General features: G+C 60.1%; 19 protein-coding genes. 6 read left to right on the top strand and 13 right to left on the bottom strand.

Translation table 11 applies throughout. The annotated features are described in order from the left end of the window. Window positions 1-20: 20 nt before the first annotated feature. Window positions 21-710: a DNA repair protein RadC gene (gene radC / locus FO488_RS01180; protein WP_149208852.1), complete on the top strand. Its 690-nt coding sequence runs from the start codon at window positions 21-23 to the stop codon at window positions 708-710. Between the two features lie 52 nt (window positions 711-762). Next, window positions 763-1386: a DNA-3-methyladenine glycosylase I gene (locus FO488_RS01175; RefSeq protein WP_149208851.1), complete on the top strand. Its 624-nt coding sequence runs from the start codon at window positions 763-765 to the stop codon at window positions 1384-1386. Window positions 1387-1436: 50 nt separating this feature from the next. Here FO488_RS01175 and FO488_RS01170 read toward each other — a convergent pair whose 3' ends face one another. The 3 genes from FO488_RS01170 to FO488_RS01160 all read right to left on the bottom strand — a co-directional run bounded on the left by FO488_RS01170 (window position 1437) and on the right by FO488_RS01160 (window position 4890). Further along, window positions 1437-2189, bottom strand: coding sequence for a rhodanese-like domain-containing protein (locus FO488_RS01170; protein ID WP_149208850.1), 753 nt, complete (start codon window positions 2187-2189; stop codon window positions 1437-1439). 220 nt (window positions 2190-2409) lie between these two features. After that, the gene (gene glgC, locus FO488_RS01165) at window positions 2410-3651 is read right to left on the bottom strand and encodes a glucose-1-phosphate adenylyltransferase (RefSeq protein ID WP_149208849.1); all 1242 of its coding nucleotides are present in this window, start codon (window positions 3649-3651) and stop codon (window positions 2410-2412) included. 237 nt (window positions 3652-3888) lie between these two features. Further along, window positions 3889-4890 (bottom strand): helix-turn-helix domain-containing protein, encoded by a 1002-nt coding sequence (locus tag FO488_RS01160; RefSeq protein ID WP_205743321.1) that lies wholly within the window; start codon window positions 4888-4890, stop codon window positions 3889-3891. Window positions 4891-5015: 125 nt separating this feature from the next. On the opposite strand from FO488_RS01160, the gene FO488_RS01155 reads away from it, so the two are divergent. Beyond that, window positions 5016-5648 (top strand): cysteine hydrolase family protein, encoded by a 633-nt coding sequence (locus FO488_RS01155; protein WP_149208847.1) that lies wholly within the window; start codon window positions 5016-5018, stop codon window positions 5646-5648. 80 nt (window positions 5649-5728) lie between these two features. Here FO488_RS01155 and hemG read toward each other — a convergent pair whose 3' ends face one another. Further along, window positions 5729-7135, bottom strand: coding sequence for a protoporphyrinogen oxidase (hemG, locus tag FO488_RS01150; protein WP_149208846.1), 1407 nt, complete (start codon window positions 7133-7135; stop codon window positions 5729-5731). A 37-nt stretch (window positions 7136-7172) separates the two neighbouring features. Then, window positions 7173-7601, bottom strand: a complete 429-nt coding sequence (locus FO488_RS01145) for a MarR family winged helix-turn-helix transcriptional regulator (protein ID WP_149208845.1) — start codon at window positions 7599-7601, stop codon at window positions 7173-7175. A gap of 461 nt (window positions 7602-8062) precedes the next feature. On the opposite strand from FO488_RS01145, the gene FO488_RS01140 reads away from it, so the two are divergent. Continuing rightward, window positions 8063-9247: a type I restriction endonuclease gene (locus FO488_RS01140; RefSeq protein ID WP_149208844.1), complete on the top strand. Its 1185-nt coding sequence runs from the start codon at window positions 8063-8065 to the stop codon at window positions 9245-9247. A 695-nt stretch (window positions 9248-9942) separates the two neighbouring features. Here FO488_RS01140 and FO488_RS01135 read toward each other — a convergent pair. From FO488_RS01135 to FO488_RS01120, 4 genes are all read right to left on the bottom strand, one after another. After that, window positions 9943-10239: a HigA family addiction module antitoxin gene (locus tag FO488_RS01135; protein WP_149208843.1), complete on the bottom strand. Its 297-nt coding sequence runs from the start codon at window positions 10237-10239 to the stop codon at window positions 9943-9945. 14 nt (window positions 10240-10253) lie between these two features. Continuing rightward, window positions 10254-10532, bottom strand: a complete 279-nt coding sequence (locus FO488_RS01130; protein WP_149208842.1) for a type II toxin-antitoxin system RelE/ParE family toxin — start codon at window positions 10530-10532, stop codon at window positions 10254-10256. 189 nt (window positions 10533-10721) lie between these two features. Then, entirely contained in the window at window positions 10722-10892 is a 171-nt protein-coding gene (locus tag FO488_RS01125) for a twin-arginine translocase TatA/TatE family subunit (RefSeq protein WP_149208841.1), read from the bottom strand. 18 nt (window positions 10893-10910) lie between these two features. Next, window positions 10911-12773: a metallophosphoesterase gene (locus FO488_RS01120; RefSeq protein WP_149208840.1), complete on the bottom strand. Its 1863-nt coding sequence runs from the start codon at window positions 12771-12773 to the stop codon at window positions 10911-10913. A gap of 265 nt (window positions 12774-13038) precedes the next feature. On the opposite strand from FO488_RS01120, the gene FO488_RS01115 reads away from it, so the two are divergent. Further along, window positions 13039-13935 carry a DnaJ C-terminal domain-containing protein gene (locus FO488_RS01115; protein WP_149208839.1) on the top strand — a complete coding sequence of 299 codons (897 nt, stop codon included), beginning with the start codon at window positions 13039-13041 and terminating at the stop codon, window positions 13933-13935. Between the two features lie 37 nt (window positions 13936-13972). Here the strand turns inward: FO488_RS01115 and FO488_RS01110 are convergent, their stop codons facing one another. The 4 genes from FO488_RS01110 to FO488_RS01095 form a co-directional block, all read right to left on the bottom strand. Next, window positions 13973-14725, bottom strand: a complete 753-nt coding sequence (locus FO488_RS01110; RefSeq protein WP_149208838.1) for a sensor histidine kinase — start codon at window positions 14723-14725, stop codon at window positions 13973-13975. A 100-nt stretch (window positions 14726-14825) separates the two neighbouring features. Continuing rightward, a complete protein-coding gene (locus FO488_RS01105; protein ID WP_168205825.1) occupies window positions 14826-16313 on the bottom strand; it encodes an ammonium transporter in 1488 nt (495 codons plus the stop codon). Window positions 16314-16355: 42 nt separating this feature from the next. Beyond that, a complete protein-coding gene (locus tag FO488_RS01100) occupies window positions 16356-16694 on the bottom strand; it encodes a P-II family nitrogen regulator (protein WP_149208837.1) in 339 nt (112 codons plus the stop codon). Between the two features lie 93 nt (window positions 16695-16787). Continuing rightward, on the bottom strand, window positions 16788-17573 hold the full coding sequence (locus tag FO488_RS01095) for a hypothetical protein (protein WP_240732107.1): 786 nt from the start codon (window positions 17571-17573) through the stop codon (window positions 16788-16790). Between the two features lie 477 nt (window positions 17574-18050). Here FO488_RS01095 and FO488_RS01090 point away from each other — a divergent pair, with 477 nt between their 5' ends. Further along, a complete protein-coding gene (locus FO488_RS01090; RefSeq protein WP_149208835.1) occupies window positions 18051-18350 on the top strand; it encodes a Rieske (2Fe-2S) protein in 300 nt (99 codons plus the stop codon).

The following is an 18350-nucleotide window of genomic DNA, read 5'->3' as shown; positions in this document are numbered from 1 at the left end:
TCCAACTGCGGGAGGTGGTCATGAGCGGCGGGATCAAGGAGTGGCCCCGGGATGAACGTCCTCGGGAGAAGATGCTCAGACAGGGGGCGGCAGGCCTGACCGACGCCGAGCTTTTGGCCCTCATCGTCAGGAGCGGCGACCCGGCCACCGGCCAGAGCGCCATAGACCTGGGGCGCACGCTGATCGGCCACTTCGGCAGCAACCTGCGGGAACTGGGCAGCGCCGACCTCACCGAGATCACCGCCATCAAAGGCATGGGACTGGCCAAGGCGGCCGGCGTCAAGGCCGCCTTCACCCTGGCTTCGCGTTTTCAGGCCCGCAAGCTGGAGAGTTTCGACCGCTTCACCTCGCCCCGGCAGGTCTTCGACTACTTTCACCATGAATTCCGCGATAGCCGCAAGGAATATTTCCTGGCGCTGCTCCTGGACGGCAAGAACCGCATCATCCGCCGCGTCCAGATCTCGGAGGGCTCCCTCAACCAGAGCATCGTCCACCCCCGCGAGGTCTTCAGCCCGGCCGTCAAGGAATCCGCCGCAGCCCTGATCCTGGTCCACAACCACCCCACCGGCGATCCGGCCCCCAGCACCGAGGACGTGGCCGTCACCCGCCGCCTGCGCGAGGCCGGCGACATCATGGGGATCAGGGTGCTGGACCATATCGTCATCGGCGACGGCGAGTACGTGAGTTTCGTGGAGCGGGGACTTTTGTAGCGGCGAGAGACGCCGCGAAGGAAAAAAGAGAATGGCCGGGGAGGGAAAAGGCATGGAAACGAACGAAACCGCCCAAGCGGCAGCGGGCCAGAGTGCACCGGGGGCCGGTGCCGTGATCCGCTGCGCCTGGGCCGGCAGCGACCCGCTCTACCAAGCCTACCACGACCGGGAATGGGGCGTGCCGGTGCGTGACGACCGGGTGCTGTTCGAGTTCCTGACGCTGGAAGGCGCCCAAGCCGGGCTTTCCTGGATCACCATTCTGCGCAAGCGGGAGGCTTACCGGGCCGCCTTTGCCGGTTTCGATCCCGAGGCGGTGGCCCGGTTCGACGAGAACAAGGTGGCGGAGTTGCTGGCCAACCCCGGCATCGTCCGCAACCGCCTGAAGGTGGAATCCACCATCACCAATGCCCGCGCCTTCCTGAAGGTCCAGGAGGAGTTCGGCTCCTTCGCGGCCTACCAGTGGGGCTTCGTGGACGGCAGGCCGGTACGGAATGGCTGGGGGAGCATCAAGGAGGTTCCGGCCAGCACGCCGGTGTCCGACGCCCTGAGCCGCGACCTGAAACGGCGCGGTTTCCGCTTTGTCGGCACCACCATCTGCTACGCCCACATGCAGGCGGTCGGCATGGTCAACGACCATACCGTGGACTGCTTCCGCTGGCGGGAACTGAACGGCTAAGCCCCGGACACTCATCATGCCCGGGGCTTGATGCCATCGCCGGGGAGCGGCTATTTTTCCACCGGCAGCCCCTCGAACTCCCAGTCGGCGAAAATGGCCTGGCTGATGGTGGGGTAGGCCAGCTTCTGCAGCTTGCGGTAGGCGTTGTAGCTCCTGCCGCCGGAATTGCAGTAGACGACGATCCGCTTCTCTTTTTCAAGTACGCCCGAACCGGCGGCAAAAGCCGTGACCGGGATGTTGATCGCACCCGGGATGTGCCCCGCGGCATATTCGTTTTTGTCACGCACGTCCACGATCACCAGGCTCCCCGGCTTCGCGTCCATGAGCGCTTTCAGCTCCCGGGGAGAAAGTTTGCTCGTTTCCACCCTCTTTTCATAGCTGGCGCCGGCGAAGATCGGCATCCCCTTCTCTTCCCAGACCGGCATCCCCTCGGCATAGATGAACACGTCGCCATAGCCGTGCGCAACGGCCAGTGTGGCCGCCTTCTTGCTTTTGCCGCACTTGACGCCGTTGCAGTAGAAGACCAGCTTGCGTGCCCGGTCCGCCGGCAGGAGGGACGGGTCCTTTTCCAGCTTGGCGATGGGGATGTTGACCGCGTCCTTGATGTGCACCTCTTCGTACTCTTCCGGGTTGCGCGCGTCGATGAGCAGCGGTTTCGGCTTGGCCGTTTCAAGGAGCAGCTTCAGTTGCTCCGTCGAAATGGTCTTCGCGCCGGCTACCGGTTGTTCCGCGCCCAGGGCCGCCGTAGCCATTGCCAGGAAGAGTGCCGCCATGGAACAAAAAAGCCTGATGTCCTTCATCATACTTCCTCCTCTATCTGTTGTCGGGTCGTTGGTTCTCGGAAACCAGCATGAAGGGTAAGAGAAGTATGCACAAAAGGCAAATTGGTATAATGAATGACATTTGCTGTTTGCATTTGTTTTATGGATGGATAAACCACGCCTGGCCTGACGCGCGGTTCCCGTCCGGGGAGCGGACAAGCCGCGCGGCGGTCCTGGGGGCCAGGCCCCCGTTTTCACCCGATTACCGGTCCTTCCGCGGCACCACCACGATGCCGGATTCGGTCACGGTATAGCCCCGGCGCAGGTCCTCCTTACGGTCGTAGCCGATGATCGTCCCGTCCGGGATGACCACCCCCTTGTCGATGATCGTCCGTCTGATTTTGGCATACCGCCCGACGTTCACGTTTTCGAACAGGATCGAATCCTCCACCAGGCTGTAGCTGTTGATCTTGCACAAGGGCCCGATGATCGACCTGCGGACCGTGCCGCCGCTGGTGATGCAACCCGCGCAGACGTACGAGTCGATGTTCTGGCCCCGGCGGTCGTCGTCGTCGAAGACCGTCTTGGCCGGCGGCAGGTTGCCCTGGTTGGTGAGGATCGGCCATTTGTAGTTGTAGAGATTGAGCTGGGGCGATACATGGATCAGGTCCATGTTGGCCTCGTAGTAGGAGTCGATGGTGCCCACATCCTTCCAGTACCCCCGCTCTTCGGCCTTCATGCCGGGAATCAGGTTGTCGTTGAAATTATAGGCGAACACCCTGTCCCCCTTTTCCAGCATCATGGGGATCACGTGCTTGCCGAAATCCAGGTCTTCGTGCTGCTTCTTCCCTTCCAGCAGCACCTCGATCAGCTTCTTGGTGGGAAAGATGTAGTTGCCCATGGAGGCAAAGCAGGTCTCCCGCCCGGGGATGGTTTCCGGGCTGTCCGGTTTTTCCGCAAAGGCGGTCACCCGGGAATCGTCGTCCACGGAAAAGACGCCGAAGCGTTTGGCCTCCTCCACCGGCACCTCAAGGGCGGCGATGGTGATATCGGCCCGGTTCATGCGGTGGTAGTTGATCATCTGGCCGATATCCATCTTGTAGATGTGGTCGCCGCCGAACACGGCCACGTAATCCGCATCCGAGGACTCCACGAACCGCAGGTACTGGAGGATGGCGTCGGCGGTCCCCTTGAACCACTCCTCGCTCTCGCTGCTGGTTTCCGGCGAGATGGCCACGTAGAACTCCCCCAGGCCGGTCCACTTGCCCCAGGACTCCCGGATATGTTTGTTGAGCGAATAGGCCCGGTACTGGGTCAGGATGTAGACCTTCTTGATGCCCGAGTTGAACAGGTTGGAGAGCACGAAATCGATGATCTTGTATTTGCCGCCGAAGGAGACGCTCGGCTTTGCCCGGCGCATGGTCAGCGGGCTGAGCCGCTCTCCCCTCCCCCCGGCCAGTACCATTGCGATCGTGTTCCTGCCGACGTTGTCAGAGCTGTACATGGGAAGCCTCCTTTGCGGCTTGCGGGGTTGTTATGGCTAACGGTGGGGAACCTGGGGAAAAAAGATCGGGAGCGGGGAGCGCCCGGCCAATAAAAAAGCCGCCCGACCAGCATATATGCTGACCCGAGCGGCTTTTCATCCGGCCTATAGGGCTTCATCCCGTGAAACCATCTCCTCACCCCATGCGAGCGAATCGTAACGCAACTGCCCACAAAGTACGCCAGATGGGGCCGGCTGTCAAGGAGCGCCGCATTTACGCAGGAAAGATGCGGTTCGGGTGCTGTCACGCCCCCGGAACTCCCGGCGGTAGCGGAACGGCGATGTCTGCAGCTCCCTGCTGAAATGCTGGCGCAACGAGGCCTCGGAGCCGAAGCCGGCCTGTTGCGCGATCATGGCGATGGGTGTGGAGGTGGCCTCCAGGAGGCGTTGCGCCAGGGCCAGGCGTTGGCCGAGCAGCCAGGCACCCACGGTGGTTCCGGTCATCCGGCGGAAGCGCCGGGTAAAGCTGCGGCGGCTCATCATGAAACGATCCGCCAGCGTGTCGATGCTGTGGGCCTGGTCCAGATGCCTCTGCACCCATTCCAGGTTGCGGGAAAACCGGTCTTCGCCGGATGTGACGCTGATGGGCATCTCGATGTATTGGGCCTGCCCCCCCTGCCGGTGCGGCGGCACCACCATGCGGCGCGCCACCCGGCCGGCCGCCTCGGCGCCGTGCAACCGGCGCAGGATATGGAGACAGCAGTCGATGCCCGCAGCCGCGCCGGCCGAGGTGATCACGTCGCCGTCGTCCACATAGAGCACGTCGGGTTTGACCACTATCGACGGGTAGCGGCGCGCCAGGTCGTCCGCCCATCCCCAGTGGGTGGTGGCCGGCCGGTTATCCAGCAGTCCGGCGGCGGCCAGGACGAACGTGCCGAGACACAGCCCCACCACGGTCGCGCCGTGCTGGTGAGCCCCGGCGAGGAAGTGCAGAAGGCGTTCCGGGGGAAGCTCGTCCGTGTCGCGCCAACTGGGCACGATCACGATGTCCGCCTGTTCGGCATCCCGGAGGGTATGCTGCGCCCGAATCTCAAAGCCCGCACTGCTGCGCAGCACCCGCCTCCCGGCGGCACAGACCAGCAGATTGAAGCGCGGCCCGTCCGGGGTATCCCGCTCTTCACCGAAAACCATGCAGGGCACGGACAAATGAAAGGGACTGATCTCGTCGAATGCGATGACGGCGATGGTTGTTGCGTCCATGGCACCTCCCGGCGGTGGGGCACGCATTTGGCCCGATTCAATCGAATATTGTCATTCAGGCCACTTCTTTTCAAGGAGAAAATGATGAATAATCCTCTTAAAAGCCAAGGGAAAGGAGAACCACCATGACAAACAAACCGAGCCGTGCCTTGATCGTGATCGATGTGCAAAACGACTATGCAGGAGGCAACCTGCCCATAGAATATCCGCCGGTCGAGCTGTCCCTGGCCAATATCGGCCGAGCCATGGATGCCGCCAAGGCGGCGGGCATCCCGGTCGTGGCGGTGCAGAACGTGAATCCGGCGCAGGCGCCGTTCATGGCCGAAGGGACGCCCGGTGCCGAGCTGCACGAGGTGGTCGCCTCGCGCGGCTGGGACCACTCTATAAGGAAGAACATGCCCGGCGCCTTCACCGGCACCGGCCTGGAAGCGTGGCTGCGGGAACGGGGGGTCGATACCGTCGTCATCGCCGGCTACATGACCCACAACTGCGATCTCTCCACCGCGGTGCAGGCAGTGCACGCCGGGTTCGGCGTCGAGTTCCTCTCCGACGCCACCGGCTCGCTCCCCTATGCCAACCGCGTGGGGAGCGCCAGCGCCGAGGAGATCCACCGGGTGACCCTGGTGGTCATGCAGTCGCGCTTCGCGGCGGTGATGACGACCGGGGAGTGGCTTGACGCCGTCGCAACCGGGACCGCGCCGGAGCGGGACACCATCTACGGTTCCAACCAGCGGGCGCGCCGGTCCCCGCAGCAATAACGGCTCTCGGGAGATTGGCCGCATAAGAAAAGGGCCCGTAGCAGGGCCCTTTCCGTGGTCAATGATGGTGCGCGTACGAGTTACGCCAGTCCCAGCGCCTCGTCCGAGGCCCGCTGGGCCGCGGCCACGCAGTCGTTCAAGCCGATGCCCCGGTAGGAGTTGCCGGTCAGGATCAGGCCGGGATGGGCCGCAAGCCCCGCCCCCAGCGCCTCCAGGCGTTTGCCGTGCCCCGCCGTGTACTGGGGGATGGCCTGTTCGTGGCGGAAGATCCGCACGAACGACGGGTCGGTGTCGATCCCCATCATATCCTTGAGGTCACGCTTGACCCGCGCCGCCACCTCGTCGTCGCTCAGGTTGATGTACTCCGGAAAACAGGCACCGCCCATCATGCTGCGCAGGAGCACCTTCCCCTCGGGCGCGCGGTTCTCGAACATGCTGGAATCCCACAGGGTGCCCAGGATGCTGCGCCCCTCCTTCTTGGGGACCAGATAGCCGAAGCCGTCCAGGGGGTGGGCGATGCGGTCGCGCTCGTAGCCGAAGCAGATCACGGTCATGGTGGCATAGGGTATCTGGCGCAATACCCCGGAAATCCCCGCGTCCAGGCCGGCAAGCATCTCGGCCGTGGCAAAGGCGGGGGCGGCGACGATGACCACGTCCGCCTCCTGCTCGCTGCCGTCGGCGCAGCGCACGCGGTAGGGGACGCTCTCCCCCTTCTCCACGGCCACCACCGGGCTGGACGGCTTCACGATGTCTCCCAGGGATGCGGCCAGGGCGTCGGTCAGGTACTGGATGCCCTCGCGGAACGAGGTCAGGACGCCGCCCGGCCCGGCGGCGCTGGAGACCGCCTTGCCCTCGGCCCGTTCCCGCTTTTTCTTTTTGGCCAGCATGACCATGGCCCGGACCAGCCCGCCGTACTCCCGCTCCAGTTCCGCAATGCGCGGGAAACAGGAGACGAGCGACATGGTCTCCGGGTCGCCGGCAAAGATGCCCGACACCATGGGGGCGATCAGCTTGTCCAGCGCCTCCTTGCCCAGCCTGCGGCGGCCGAATGCGGCCAGGGTCTCGTCCACCCCCTCGGGGGCCCTGGCGATGAACGGCGTCGGTTCCAGGGCCAGGCGCAGTTTGCCGGGCCAGGAGATCAGCCGGCTCTTCAGGAAGGAGGGGCCGTTCTCCGGCAGGCGGTGCAGCTCCCCCCCGGAGAAGATAAAGCGTTTGCGGGCGTTGTCGTTGCTGCGGTGCAGATTGCCGTTGACGCCGATGGCCGAGCAGAGTTCCAGGGTCTGGGGCTTGCTGTCAAGAAAGCCGTTGGGGCCCCATTCGCAGGTATAGCCGTCGGCCTTGATGCTCCAGATCTTGCCGCCGACCCGCTCTTCCTTCTCCAACAGGGTCAGCTCCAGTTCCACCCCCGCCGCGCGCGCCTTGTCCCTGAGCAGCCAGGCCGTCGCCAACCCCGAAATGCCGCCGCCAACCACGATCACCTTTTTCATCACAGCCTCCTTCTTGCCGTCAAAGTCGGTACCTGCCCTATTCCAGCTTTCCGAGAATCTCCGCCAGACTTTCAAAGGCAACCACCAGCCGTTCCTGGTCCCGGGGCGGCAGCCGATCCAGCAGGGTGCGGTAATTCTCCACGATCCCCCGGCGCAGCTCACGGATCAGTTCCTCGCCCTTTTCCGTGGTGTAGATCATCACCTGGCGGCGATTGTCCTCATCCACGGTGCGGTACACGAATCCCAGGTTGACCAGCCGGTCCACCATCTCGCTGGCCGAGCTCATGGCGATCTGGAGTTCCTTGGCCAGCACGTTCAGGGTGCAGTTGCCCCGGTCGTAGATGGTCAAGAGCATCTTGTACTGGTTGTAGGTCAGGTCCATCCCCTCGTGGACGATGCTCCTGATCCTCCCCATGACCCGCATGATGACCGGGTAGAGCTGGGCTATGCGCTCGATCTGTTCCATAATCCGTCCTGCGGTTAAAAATAGCTACCCGAATTGTTCGGATAACTAAATGTTAGTTTTATTAAGTGTGATTGTCAAGCAGGAAAAACGGGCGGCGGGGTGCTACGGATTTACGCCTTGATCCGAGCTGGCCGCCCGCCACCTCGGGAATCCGGGGGATGGGGGCATGGGTCAAAATGACACAAAGAGGGGTTTCTGGAGGTTACTGGAGTTTTTTTTGAATGATAACAGGCAGTTTGAAGAAGGCGGCTAAAACAGTCTTTTTATGTTAATTTTTTTAACATTTTCGGAAGAGTGTCAATTGTTTTAACATACTGATTTTGCGATTGAAATTTGCGTTTACAGGGAGTACAAGTGGATTTGCCTTAATAAGAGGGGGTACAAAACAAGACGACGAGTAGCAACAGATAAAGTTTTTCTGAAACACTAGCCTATGAATTCCAATCAACGGAGGGGGGATCATGCAAGAGTTCAAGGAAAAACTGCTGGCCCATGTGGAGCACATTAAGACGGTTGGCCCCCACTGCTCGACGGAGGAAACCACCAAACAGGCCTTGATACTCCCCTTCCTCAACATCCTCGACTTCAGTCCTTTTGATCCACAAAAAGTGAAAGCCGAATACGGTGCAAACCTGCCGGGAGTAAAGGCCAATGAACGAGTAGATTATGCTCTCTTCTCCGACGGCAATCCGGTCATGTTTGTCGAAGCCAAATCTTTCAATGAAAAACTGACCAACCATGCCGGACAACTCGCCCGTTACTTTAACTCCACCCCCGGTGTCTCCGTCGCTGCGATCACTAATGGCCGTGAATGGCGCTTCTTCACTGATTTGAAACTACCCAACGTGATGGATGAAAGCCCGTTCCTGAAAGTAAATTTTGATGCCTTGTCAGAATCAGATATGGAGCAACTTGCCCAATTCCGTTATGGGTGTTTTCGGCCCGATCAACTGCGAACCTTCGCCGAAGAAAGAGTCTATCAGGAACAGTTCCAGGAAGTAATTGAAAGCTGCCTACGCGATGTGGATCAAGAATTCGTCCGCTTCGTGGCCAACCGTGCAAAACTCGTCGCAAAGCTCACACCAAGGGTACTGGACACCATAACCCCCTTGATCAAGCGAGCAGTTGCCGATGCCATCAGCAAAATGGTCGTTACCGGACTTTCCGCGCCGCCGGTACCATTCAATACAGCGCCGGAACTAGCACCAGTCCCCGAGGACTCCCAGGAGAGTGTTGCCGATCCAAGCAACCCCAGAATAATTACAACCGCTGCAGAGTTGAAATTATTGTCTATTTTGAAAGACATGTTGAACGGAGTGGTCAACACGGACGAAGTTGTTGGAAAAGATACGGAATCATACTACACCGTACTATATCAGGGCAAGGTCAACCGCTGGATTGTACGCTATCTGGGCGACCGCGCCAAACCACTGGCGTATTTTCCCATTGAGTTGACTGAATTGCACAAGGCGGGAATCGCCAAGAGAGGGCTTGTGCTTGGGACAGGCGGCAACAGTGTTGTTCTGGATAAGCCGGAAAGTATCATGCGGTTGTCGGAGGTCATTTTTGACGCCTTGGCATGGTGTCAGGATGATGGGAATTTCAAGAGGGAAAGAAATAGCAAGGCGGAAGTTGAGCAAGGGTAGGAAATATTTATGGGGCCGCGCCTACATATCCCGTTTTGATCGGGTGGGTGTCCCCTCCATTTTTCATTTTTTCCACACAAGATGGAAATTGTCGACCAAATCCTTTCGGGAGTTTTTCAAGAAGAGGAATGTAAATGCGAACTATACTGGCCTACATCATTGTACTGCCGCTATCACTCGTAATGTCCAGGTTGGGGGCGCTTGTAGCTGGTGCTCCAATTGCTTTTGCACTCACTAAAGCATCCGTTTGGCTGCGTTCCACTGTCGCTGGCTTTATTGGAAGTGTCGGAGGAGTAGCGGCTGCGGTCGCTTTTGGATGGTGTATCTTTAATTGGGTCGTTGGCCCTGGGTCATTTACTATTGTGCCGCTTCTCGCATCCGTGTTGTTATTGATCGTTTCAATATCCAAAGATTTCCGACATTCGCGGGAATGCGCAAAAATGCGAACGGAGTCCCAGGTCACCGGAAAACAGTGGCTAGCAGATCAGTTTGGAAACCCATGGAGTACAGTGGCGGGAGATATATGTGGGCTTAGCTTGGTCGTCGTGTGGTTCTTTCTATCACCTAAATAAGCGTGGTATCCATGCAGGACTGTGGGGGCTGCCCTCGAAAAAAGGATTTTGAGCTACCGTGGGGAACCATGACAGACGTTACTGGGAATAAATAATGGTAATGTCATAATTCTACGATCCCCCTCACGCCGCCTGCTTCATCGGGGTTACACTCAGCTCAATCTTGTCGCCAACGGTCTGCCGGGCAACCTTCAGGTCGTATGCCGTCTGGAGGTTCAGCCAAAATTCCGGCGTCGTGCCGAAATAACGGGAGATGCGCAGCGCGGTGTCGGCAGTGATGGAACGGGTGCCGTTCAGGATGGCCGTAATCCGGTTTGCGGGCACATGCAGGGCGTGCGCAAAGGCGTTGGCCGTCATGTCGATCTCGGCAAGTTCATCCTTCAGGATTTCGCCGGGGTGTATGGGGCGCATGGCATTCATAAAGATTTTCCCTTTCAATGATAATCGACAATCTCCACGTTGTACGGGCCATCCTCCCGCCACTCGAAGCAGATCCGCCATTGCTGGTTGATGCGTATGCTTTGCCGGCCCTTCCGGTCGCCACCCAAAGCCTCGAAGCGGTTGCTTGGCAGGTTCATCAAATCTTCCACGCAGGTGGCGCTTTCGAGAATTTGCAGTCTTTTTTCAGCCTGTTGGGCAAAAGCCTGAAAACGCGGGACGCGTTCGCCGTGATAGAACTTTTCAGTTTGCTTGCAGGCGAATGACCGGATCATGGTAATCAATGTAGCCCGCTTTACGCTTTACGTCAAACATAAAACCCAAGCTCGCAGGTCGCCCCCTTCTCCGAGCCTTTAGCAGCTTATTCAGCCAACATAAACATACAGAGGTCAGCGCGTCCCATTAAAAAGGCCCGCACATGATGACCATGCGCGGGCCTTTGCCGTTAAAGGCAGTGGCGATCGCTATGCTTCTTTCGCCTTGATCTCGATCTCGTCCCTGCCTTCGGACGCCTTCCTGAAATTGCGGATGGTCTTGCCTAGGGCACCGCCGAGCTCCGGCAGGCGGCCGGCGCCGAAGACCACCACGACGATGGCGAGGACGATGAGCAGTTCCGGTACGCCGAATCCGAACATGGTGTCCCTTTCCGCGTCCTAGACGCCGGCCACGGCGGCAAAGTAGCCGTTGTAGTTGACGACCGCCCAGACGGTGCCGCTCGTCGTATCCACGCCGTAGGTACCCAGGGGGTAGCTGGATTTCCAGGCGCCGAGCACGAACTTCTTCGTGCCGCCGGTGCTTTTGTTCACGGCGTTGGTCCAGTTGCCGCTGTCGTCCGGCGCGGCCAGGGCGAAGGAGCCGGCCTGGATCTGGGCGTCGGTCACCTTGGTCTTGTCGTAGGTCAGGGAGAGGGCGAAGATGTCGGTCTGGCTGCTCCCCAGGGAGGCCGACATGCCCCGCAGGAACAGGATGTCACTGGCGGTGGCGTTGGCCGCGTACCAGCCGGTGGTGACCACGGCGCTGAAGAAGCGTCCCGAGGGATCGGTCACCGTGTAGCCGTTGGAACCGGCCAGGACCTTGGCGACCGTGCCGCTGCCCGCCGTGCTCGTATCCTGTACCGTGGTATAGGCGGAACCGGCCGCCACCACGAACTGGGTGCCGTTCAGGCTGTACCCGAAGGTCTCCCGCTTGGTGAAGGTGAGGGTCGGCGTGGTGGCGATCACCCCGCCGTTGACCGGTGCGGGATAGGCGGGGGCGGAGTAGTACTCCACCGTCACGTGGGAGCCGTCAACGGTCACCAGGCAATAACCGATGGTGTTCAACTCCTGCTTGACCAGGGTCTGGCGTTTGCCGCTGCAGTAGGTCACGTCGTTGGAGGGGCTGGCGGGGTAGTAGAACTTGCTGCTGTTGGAGGCGCCCACGATCTGCATCACCTTGGCGGTCGTGCCGTCGGAGGTCGCCACCAGGCTGCGGTCGTACATGTGGTCGTGGCCGCAGAAGTGATACCCGACGTTGTTGTTCTTCAGGCTGGTGATGAAGGCGTCCAGTCCCGGAGAGTTGGTGGCCGACGGGTCGGAGCCGAAGAGCACGTCCACGTGGTCTTCGGTGATCATCCCCTTGTGGCTGAAGACAAAGGCGTGACCGCTGCTGGGCTTGCCGGCCAGGGCGGTGTCGATCCAGCTCTGCTGTCCCGCGATGGTCGTGCCGACGGCGTAGGCGGTGGTCCCGTCGGCGTTGAAGCCATCGACGGTGTTGAACTGGTCGAGCAGCACGAAGCGGGCGTTGTTGTAATCGAAGGAGTAGGAGAGCCCCTTCAGGTTGTTCACGCTGCTGCTGGGGCTGCTGAAGTTGGAACCGACGGTGAAGGCGGAACCGGTTTTGACGGGGGAGGGCTGGAGATCGGCATCGGGATTGGTGAGGCTTAAGACGTCCGCCGGCGTCGTGTTCATCTGGCCGTTCTGGGCCTGGGGGAAGGCCCGCTGGAACTCGGTGGCCGTGGTTGCCGCGCTGTCATGGTTGCCGCGCAGGGGGAAGAAACCGATCCCGGCATTGTACAGGGTCTGGGCAAAGAGCGCCCGCATGTCCTCGGCGGCGGTATTGGAGTAGGTGTAGGTCGTGGTCGTGCCGTTGACCGTCTTGGTGGCGGTGGTGGTGCCGGTCGAGCTGGCCTTTTCCGTCAGGTCGCCGGTCTGCACCACGAACTTGACCCCCTTGTTGATGAACTCCTGGTTCAACTTGGCGATGATGCCCACCGGCGTGCCGTCGGGGTTGTAGCCGTCATCGGTCTGGGTCCACTGGGTATCGTTCATGACGGCGAACTTCCAGGCGCTCTTGGACGGCACCACTGCCGCGACCGTACTGGCCGTGGCGGCAGACGACGATGTCCCGCAGCCCCCCATGACCATGCCCACCGCGACGGCACCGGCGCCGGCTGCGGTACGCTTGATGAATTCGCGCCGGTCGATACCCTTTATCGGGGAATTCTCCAGTTCACCGTTTTTGTCATTGTTCTGCGACATACGTTCATCTCCTCCTTCATGTAATGTTTTTGCCCCGTGTCTGCGGGCGACATCCAGGGGGCAAAAGGCCTGGATGCGTCCCTAACCGAGATATGTGTTACTACCAGACAATCCCTGATGATGGTGTTAAGGTCCGGTTAAGAGTGTGCAAACTTTCCCCGGATGGGCGGCAAGATGTGCAGCCTCGTGCAAAGGGATTCATTGACAGGAGCGCGCCCAGCAATTACATTTTGCTGAGAGCGACGCATGATAAAGGATGGAAACCATGGCACAGACAGACTATTACAAAGCGCTGGGAGTCGATAAGAACGCCACCCCGGAGGAGATCAAGAAAGCCTTCCGCAAGCTGGCGGTCAAGTATCACCCCGACCGCAACCCGGGGGACAAGGCCTCGGAGGATAAATTCAAGGAGATCAACGAGGCCTATGCCGTGCTCTCCGATTCCAAGAAGAAGGAAGAGTACGACACCTTCGGCTCCAGCGGTTTTCATCGCCAGTACAGCCAGGAGGACATCTTCCGCGGTTTCGACTTCGGCAACGCCTACAAGGATATGGGGGCGGGGGGAGGAGAGGACATCTTTTCCCGCCTGTTCGGGGGGGCCTTTGGCCGCGGCGGGCGGAGCGGCTTCCGGGCGGCGCCCCAAAAAGGCGCCGACCATGAAATGGAAACCGACGTCAGCTTCCGCGATGCCGCCCAGGGCTCTGAAAAGCTGGTGGCTTTCCGCAGGAACGGCAACCGCGAGGAGCTCAAGGTTAAAATCCCCGCAGGCGTGGAAAACGGCAGCAAGATCCGCATTGCCGGCAAGGGGGGGCCGGGGGAGAGCGGCGGGCAGCCGGGCGACCTCTACCTGATCATCCGCGTGCTGGCCGACCCGGTCTTTACCCGCGAGGGAGGCGACCTGTTCGTGGAGCGCTCCATACCGTTCAGTGCGGCTTGCCTGGGGACATCGCTGGATGTGCCCACCCTGGAGGGGGATAAGCGCATCAAGGTGCCGGCAGGCATTCAGGCCGGTACGAAGATCCGTCTGAAGGGGTGCGGCGTAAAACCGCTGGGATCGAACACCAAGGGGGATCTTTACGTGAAGGTCACCATCCAGGTGCCGGGCTCTCTGAGTGCGGAGCAGAAAAGGCTGGTGGAGGAATTGGCCGAACACGGCCTGTAGGACAACGGTTGGACGGCAGGGTGGGCGGCAAGACGCCTCAGGACTCTTCAGCGGCGAAGGTCACGGTAAAGGTCGTCCCCTCACCTTCCGTGCTCCGCACTCCGATGCTCCCCCCCAGATTTTCCACAAGCGTCCTGGTGACGAACAGCCCGAGCCCGGTACCTTCACCCGGCTTTTTGGTGGTGAAATAGGGGTCGAAGATCCTGGTCAGCGCTGCGGCCGGGATTCCGGGCCCGGTATCGGTGATGACGATGCTCACCTTTCCCGGCTCCGGCTCCACGGTTTCGACCATCAGGCTCCCTCCCTCCAGCTCTTCCATGGCCTGCAGGGCATTCATGATGATGTTGAGCAGGACCTGCTTCAAGAGGTTGGCGCCGACCTCCACCACCGGCAGATGGTAGTCCAGCTTGCGCAAAAGGGTTACGCCGCGCCGCGCCGCCTCGTAATCGAGAAAGTCCAGCACGAACTCCACCGTAAGATTGACGTCCGCCTCCCCGCCCGATTCCGCTTCCTCCTGGCTGCTGAAATTGAGCAGCCCCCGCGTCATGTGGGAAAGGCGCATGGCCTCGGAACTGATCCGGGCGACCATCTCCCGCACGAATTCCGGCACGTCGGCTTCCCGCATGATCAACTGGGAGGCCGAGATGATGACTGAAAGCGGCGCGTTCAGTTCATGCACCACGCCGGCGGAGATCCTACCGAGTTCAGACATCTTCTCGTTGTATGCCAATTGTTTGAGAAGCTCTTGACTGATGGCTCCGTCGATATGCCTGTCTGCCGGGGTTTCCATACTGATCTCCGGGAGGATTCGTCAGAGTGAGTGACAGGTGCGGAAGCCGCCCCGGGGGACGGCTTCCGCTTCTTGGTTGATGCTGAGGTTGAAAGGACTGTTACATATTGTAGCCGGACTCGGAATGCTGCGTCTGGTCGAGGCCCATGATCTCGTCTTCCTTCTCCACGCGCAGGCCGATGGTCTTGTCGAGGACAAAGGAGATGATCAGGGTGACGATGAAGGCGTAGGCGCCGGCAGCCAGAACGGCGATCAACTGGATCATGAGCTGCTTGGCATTGCCGGCCAGAAGGCCGGTTGCACCGACGGTGGCAAAGATGCCGGTCACGATGGCGCCGAAGGTGCCGCCGATGCCGTGTACGCCAAAGGCATCCAGGGAGTCGTCGTATTTCAGCTTGGCTTTCAGCAGCACGCCCAGGTAGCAGACGATACCAGCCGCGATGCCCATGATCAGGGCCGCGCCAGGCTGTACGAAACCGGCTGCCGGGGTGATGACGACCAGGCCGGCCACGACGCCCGAACCGAAGCCGAGGGCGCTGGGTTTGCCGGCATGGAACCACTCGGCGAACATCCAGGAAAGGCCGGCGGCAGCCGGGGCGATGGTGGTGGTGGCGAAGGCCAGGCCGGCCAGGCCGCCGGCGGCATCGGAGGTGTTGACGCCGACAACCGCGGAACCGGCGTTGAACCCGAACCAGCCGAACCAGAGCAGACCGACGCCCAGCAGGGTCAGCGGCAGGTTATGGGGAGCCATGCGCTCGGTGGGGAAGCCGTGACGCTTGCCGAGAAAGACCAGGAACGCCAGGGCCGAGATACCGGAGGAGAGGTGGACGACGGTGCCGCCGGCAAAGTCCAGGGCGCCTTTTTTGAACAGCCAGCCGTCGGTCATCCAGACCCAGTGGGCCAGGGGGTCATACACCAGGGTGGTCCAGAGCAGGACGAACAGGCAGTAGGCCGAGAACTTGACGCGCTCCGCCAGGGCGCCGGAGATGAGGGCCACGGTGATCATGGCGAACATGGCCTGGTACATGGCGAAGACTATTTCGGGGATCGCGCCGGGCTCCTTGGCGTAGTTCTGGAACAGGGCCCAGTCCACTGTGCCGCTGGCCGCATCCTTCATGATGATCAGGCCGTTCAGCATGAACTTGCTGAAGTTGCCCAGGAGGCCACCGCCAAGGTCGGGGGCAAAAGCGAGGGAGTAGCCGATAACGGCCCACTGCACGCCGACGATACCCATGGCCACGAACGAATGCATCATGGTGGAGAGCACGTTCTTCTGACGGACCATACCGCCGTAGAACAGGGCCAGGCCGGGGATCATCAGCAGTACCAGGGCTGCGGAAACCAGCATCCAGGCGGTGTCGCCGGTATTGAGCACCGGCTTGACGTCAGGTGGCGTGGCCGGAGCGGCGGCTGCCGGAGCCGGAGCAGGCGCTGCTGCCGGGGCGGCGGCAGGTGCCGCGGCAGGAGCGGTTGCAGCAGGTGCGGCGGCCGGGGCGGCATCTTGCTTCTCTTCGGCCATGGCGCAGATCGGTAGCAGACCGGCCAGGATGACGAGCATTATTGCGGCAAAATACAGTTTGAGCTTCATGATAGTCCTCCGTAGGTAAGTGGTTATATCCGGATATGGTTGTTAGATCGCGTCCGTACCTTTTTCACCGGTCCTGATCCTTACGGCCTCTTCGAGCGAGATGATAAAGATCTTGCCGTCGCCGATCCTGCCGGTCTTGGCCGTATTCTGAATCGTCTCCACCACCTTGGTGACCAGATCGTCGCTCACCGCGATCTCGATCTTGATCTTGGGGATGAAATCAACCACATACTCTGCGCCGCGGTAGAGTTCGGTGTGCCCTTTCTGCCGGCCGAATCCCTTGACCTCGCTGACCGTTATACCTTCGATGCCGATTTCATTGAGGGCATCCTTAACTTCGTCCAATTTGAATGGTTTTATGATGGCTTCGATGAGTTTCATTGCGTCTGCCTCCTTTGTTTTCGCGTATATGGGCCACTCCTGGAAAAAGGCGGGGGCGCGGGCAGCCGCCCCCGAATTGTAAGGAGGGACAGCTTAGAATGCGATATCCAGTTGGGTGGTCAAGGCCGGCTTGCCGCCGGGGTTGATATTGCCCCCGTTGCCGTTGCTGGGGTCGGCAGCCGATGTGGTGTAGAACGGGTTGAAAAAGACAACGCCGACGATCAACGAGACCTGTTTGGAAAAGGCCCACGAACCGCCCACCGAAACCTCGCCGTTGGCGTTGTTGCCACCCATGTAATCGACCGCCAGCCAGAGCTTGTCGGAGATCTCGCTCATGGTGCGGTCCCAGGACGCCATCACGCCGCTGTTGGCACCCTTGCCGAGAGCCCGCTCGGAGCCGTAGTAGCCACCCGCGGAGAAGCGGCCTACGACCGGCAGGGTTTTCCCGACCAGGCCATACACGATATTCTGCCGGGTGGAGAGCCCTTTCTCCAGCTTTTCGTAGGTGCCGAGATTATATGCGCCTATGGCGAACTGGGGCAGCCCCTTGACGCCGAATGCATCTTCGGGCGTACCCAGTTTTGCGTTGAAATAGAAGGGGGCCCGGTCATAGCCGTAAATGGCATCGTTCTGGTAACCCGACTTGAGAAAGTCAACCCCGACCTCCAGCTTGACGTTTTCCGACGGCAGTACGCCGGCGCTCAGGCCGATATTGTACAGATTGGGGTTGAAGCCATTTTCGGTTTTTCCGGAAAAACGGGTATAATTGTCGATATCGACGTGAATCTCTTTGAAGCCTTTGACATCGGGGGAAGGGATCCAAATCTGTGTTGAAGGGGTAGCCAGTGCCGTACCACAGGCAAGGGCCAGTGCTGCCATTGTTGTTGCTACTACGTTACCAATCCTCATCTTTCCTCTCCTTTTCATCGTTGATTTTGAACGGTGATTGGATGAAAGCGACATTGGTTTCATCGATGCACGTTCTGTAGAGTAGAATGCGTGAATATATGTATTTGTCTTGTCCGCTGCACCTCGCTTTATGGAAATCTCTTTAGCACAGAGCATGCCACATTGTATTTAACAACAATATCAAATACATGCAGCACATCGACCATAGACCACTGCTCTTTTACCTACCGAACGACCCTTCAAATTGCCTGTTTTTTGATCAGTTTTTTGCCCCATGATTTTTTTTTGTGCCGTGACCAACGGACCCGGCACTGTGCACCGCCGGCACTTTTTTCGCCGCGTCAGGTTTTCCCTGTAGCTACAGACCTTAAACCATGTGATGTTCCTTGTCTTTTTAGCCTTTTTAAGGTAGGTTAGCCAAATTCATCCCTTCAAGGAGGTGCTCCCATGACACCGGTGGCAAAGGTCGGCGAGGTTCCCAACTTCGGCAAGAAGGTCGTTTCCGCCTCGGGCCGGGAGGTTCTCCTGGTCAACGTGAAAGGGACCATCTACGCCTGCGAGAACGAATGCCCCCACCAGGGGAGCCCCATGAACGCAGCCATCGTGAAGGAGGGGTATATCGCCTGCCCGCGCCACGGTTACCGTTTCAGCCTGACCGACGGCACATGCGCGGACCACCCCGAGTTCACCCTGAAGACCTTTCCCGTCCAGATCAGCGGAGACGCCATCCTCATCGATCCGGCATAG

The sequence above is a fragment of the Geobacter sp. FeAm09 genome, from assembly GCF_008330225.1.
In the GTDB taxonomy this organism is placed as follows: domain Bacteria; phylum Desulfobacterota; class Desulfuromonadia; order Geobacterales; family Pseudopelobacteraceae; genus Oryzomonas.
The sequence above is the reverse complement of the archived record's forward strand: the minus strand, read 5'-3'. Positions and strand labels throughout refer to the sequence as shown.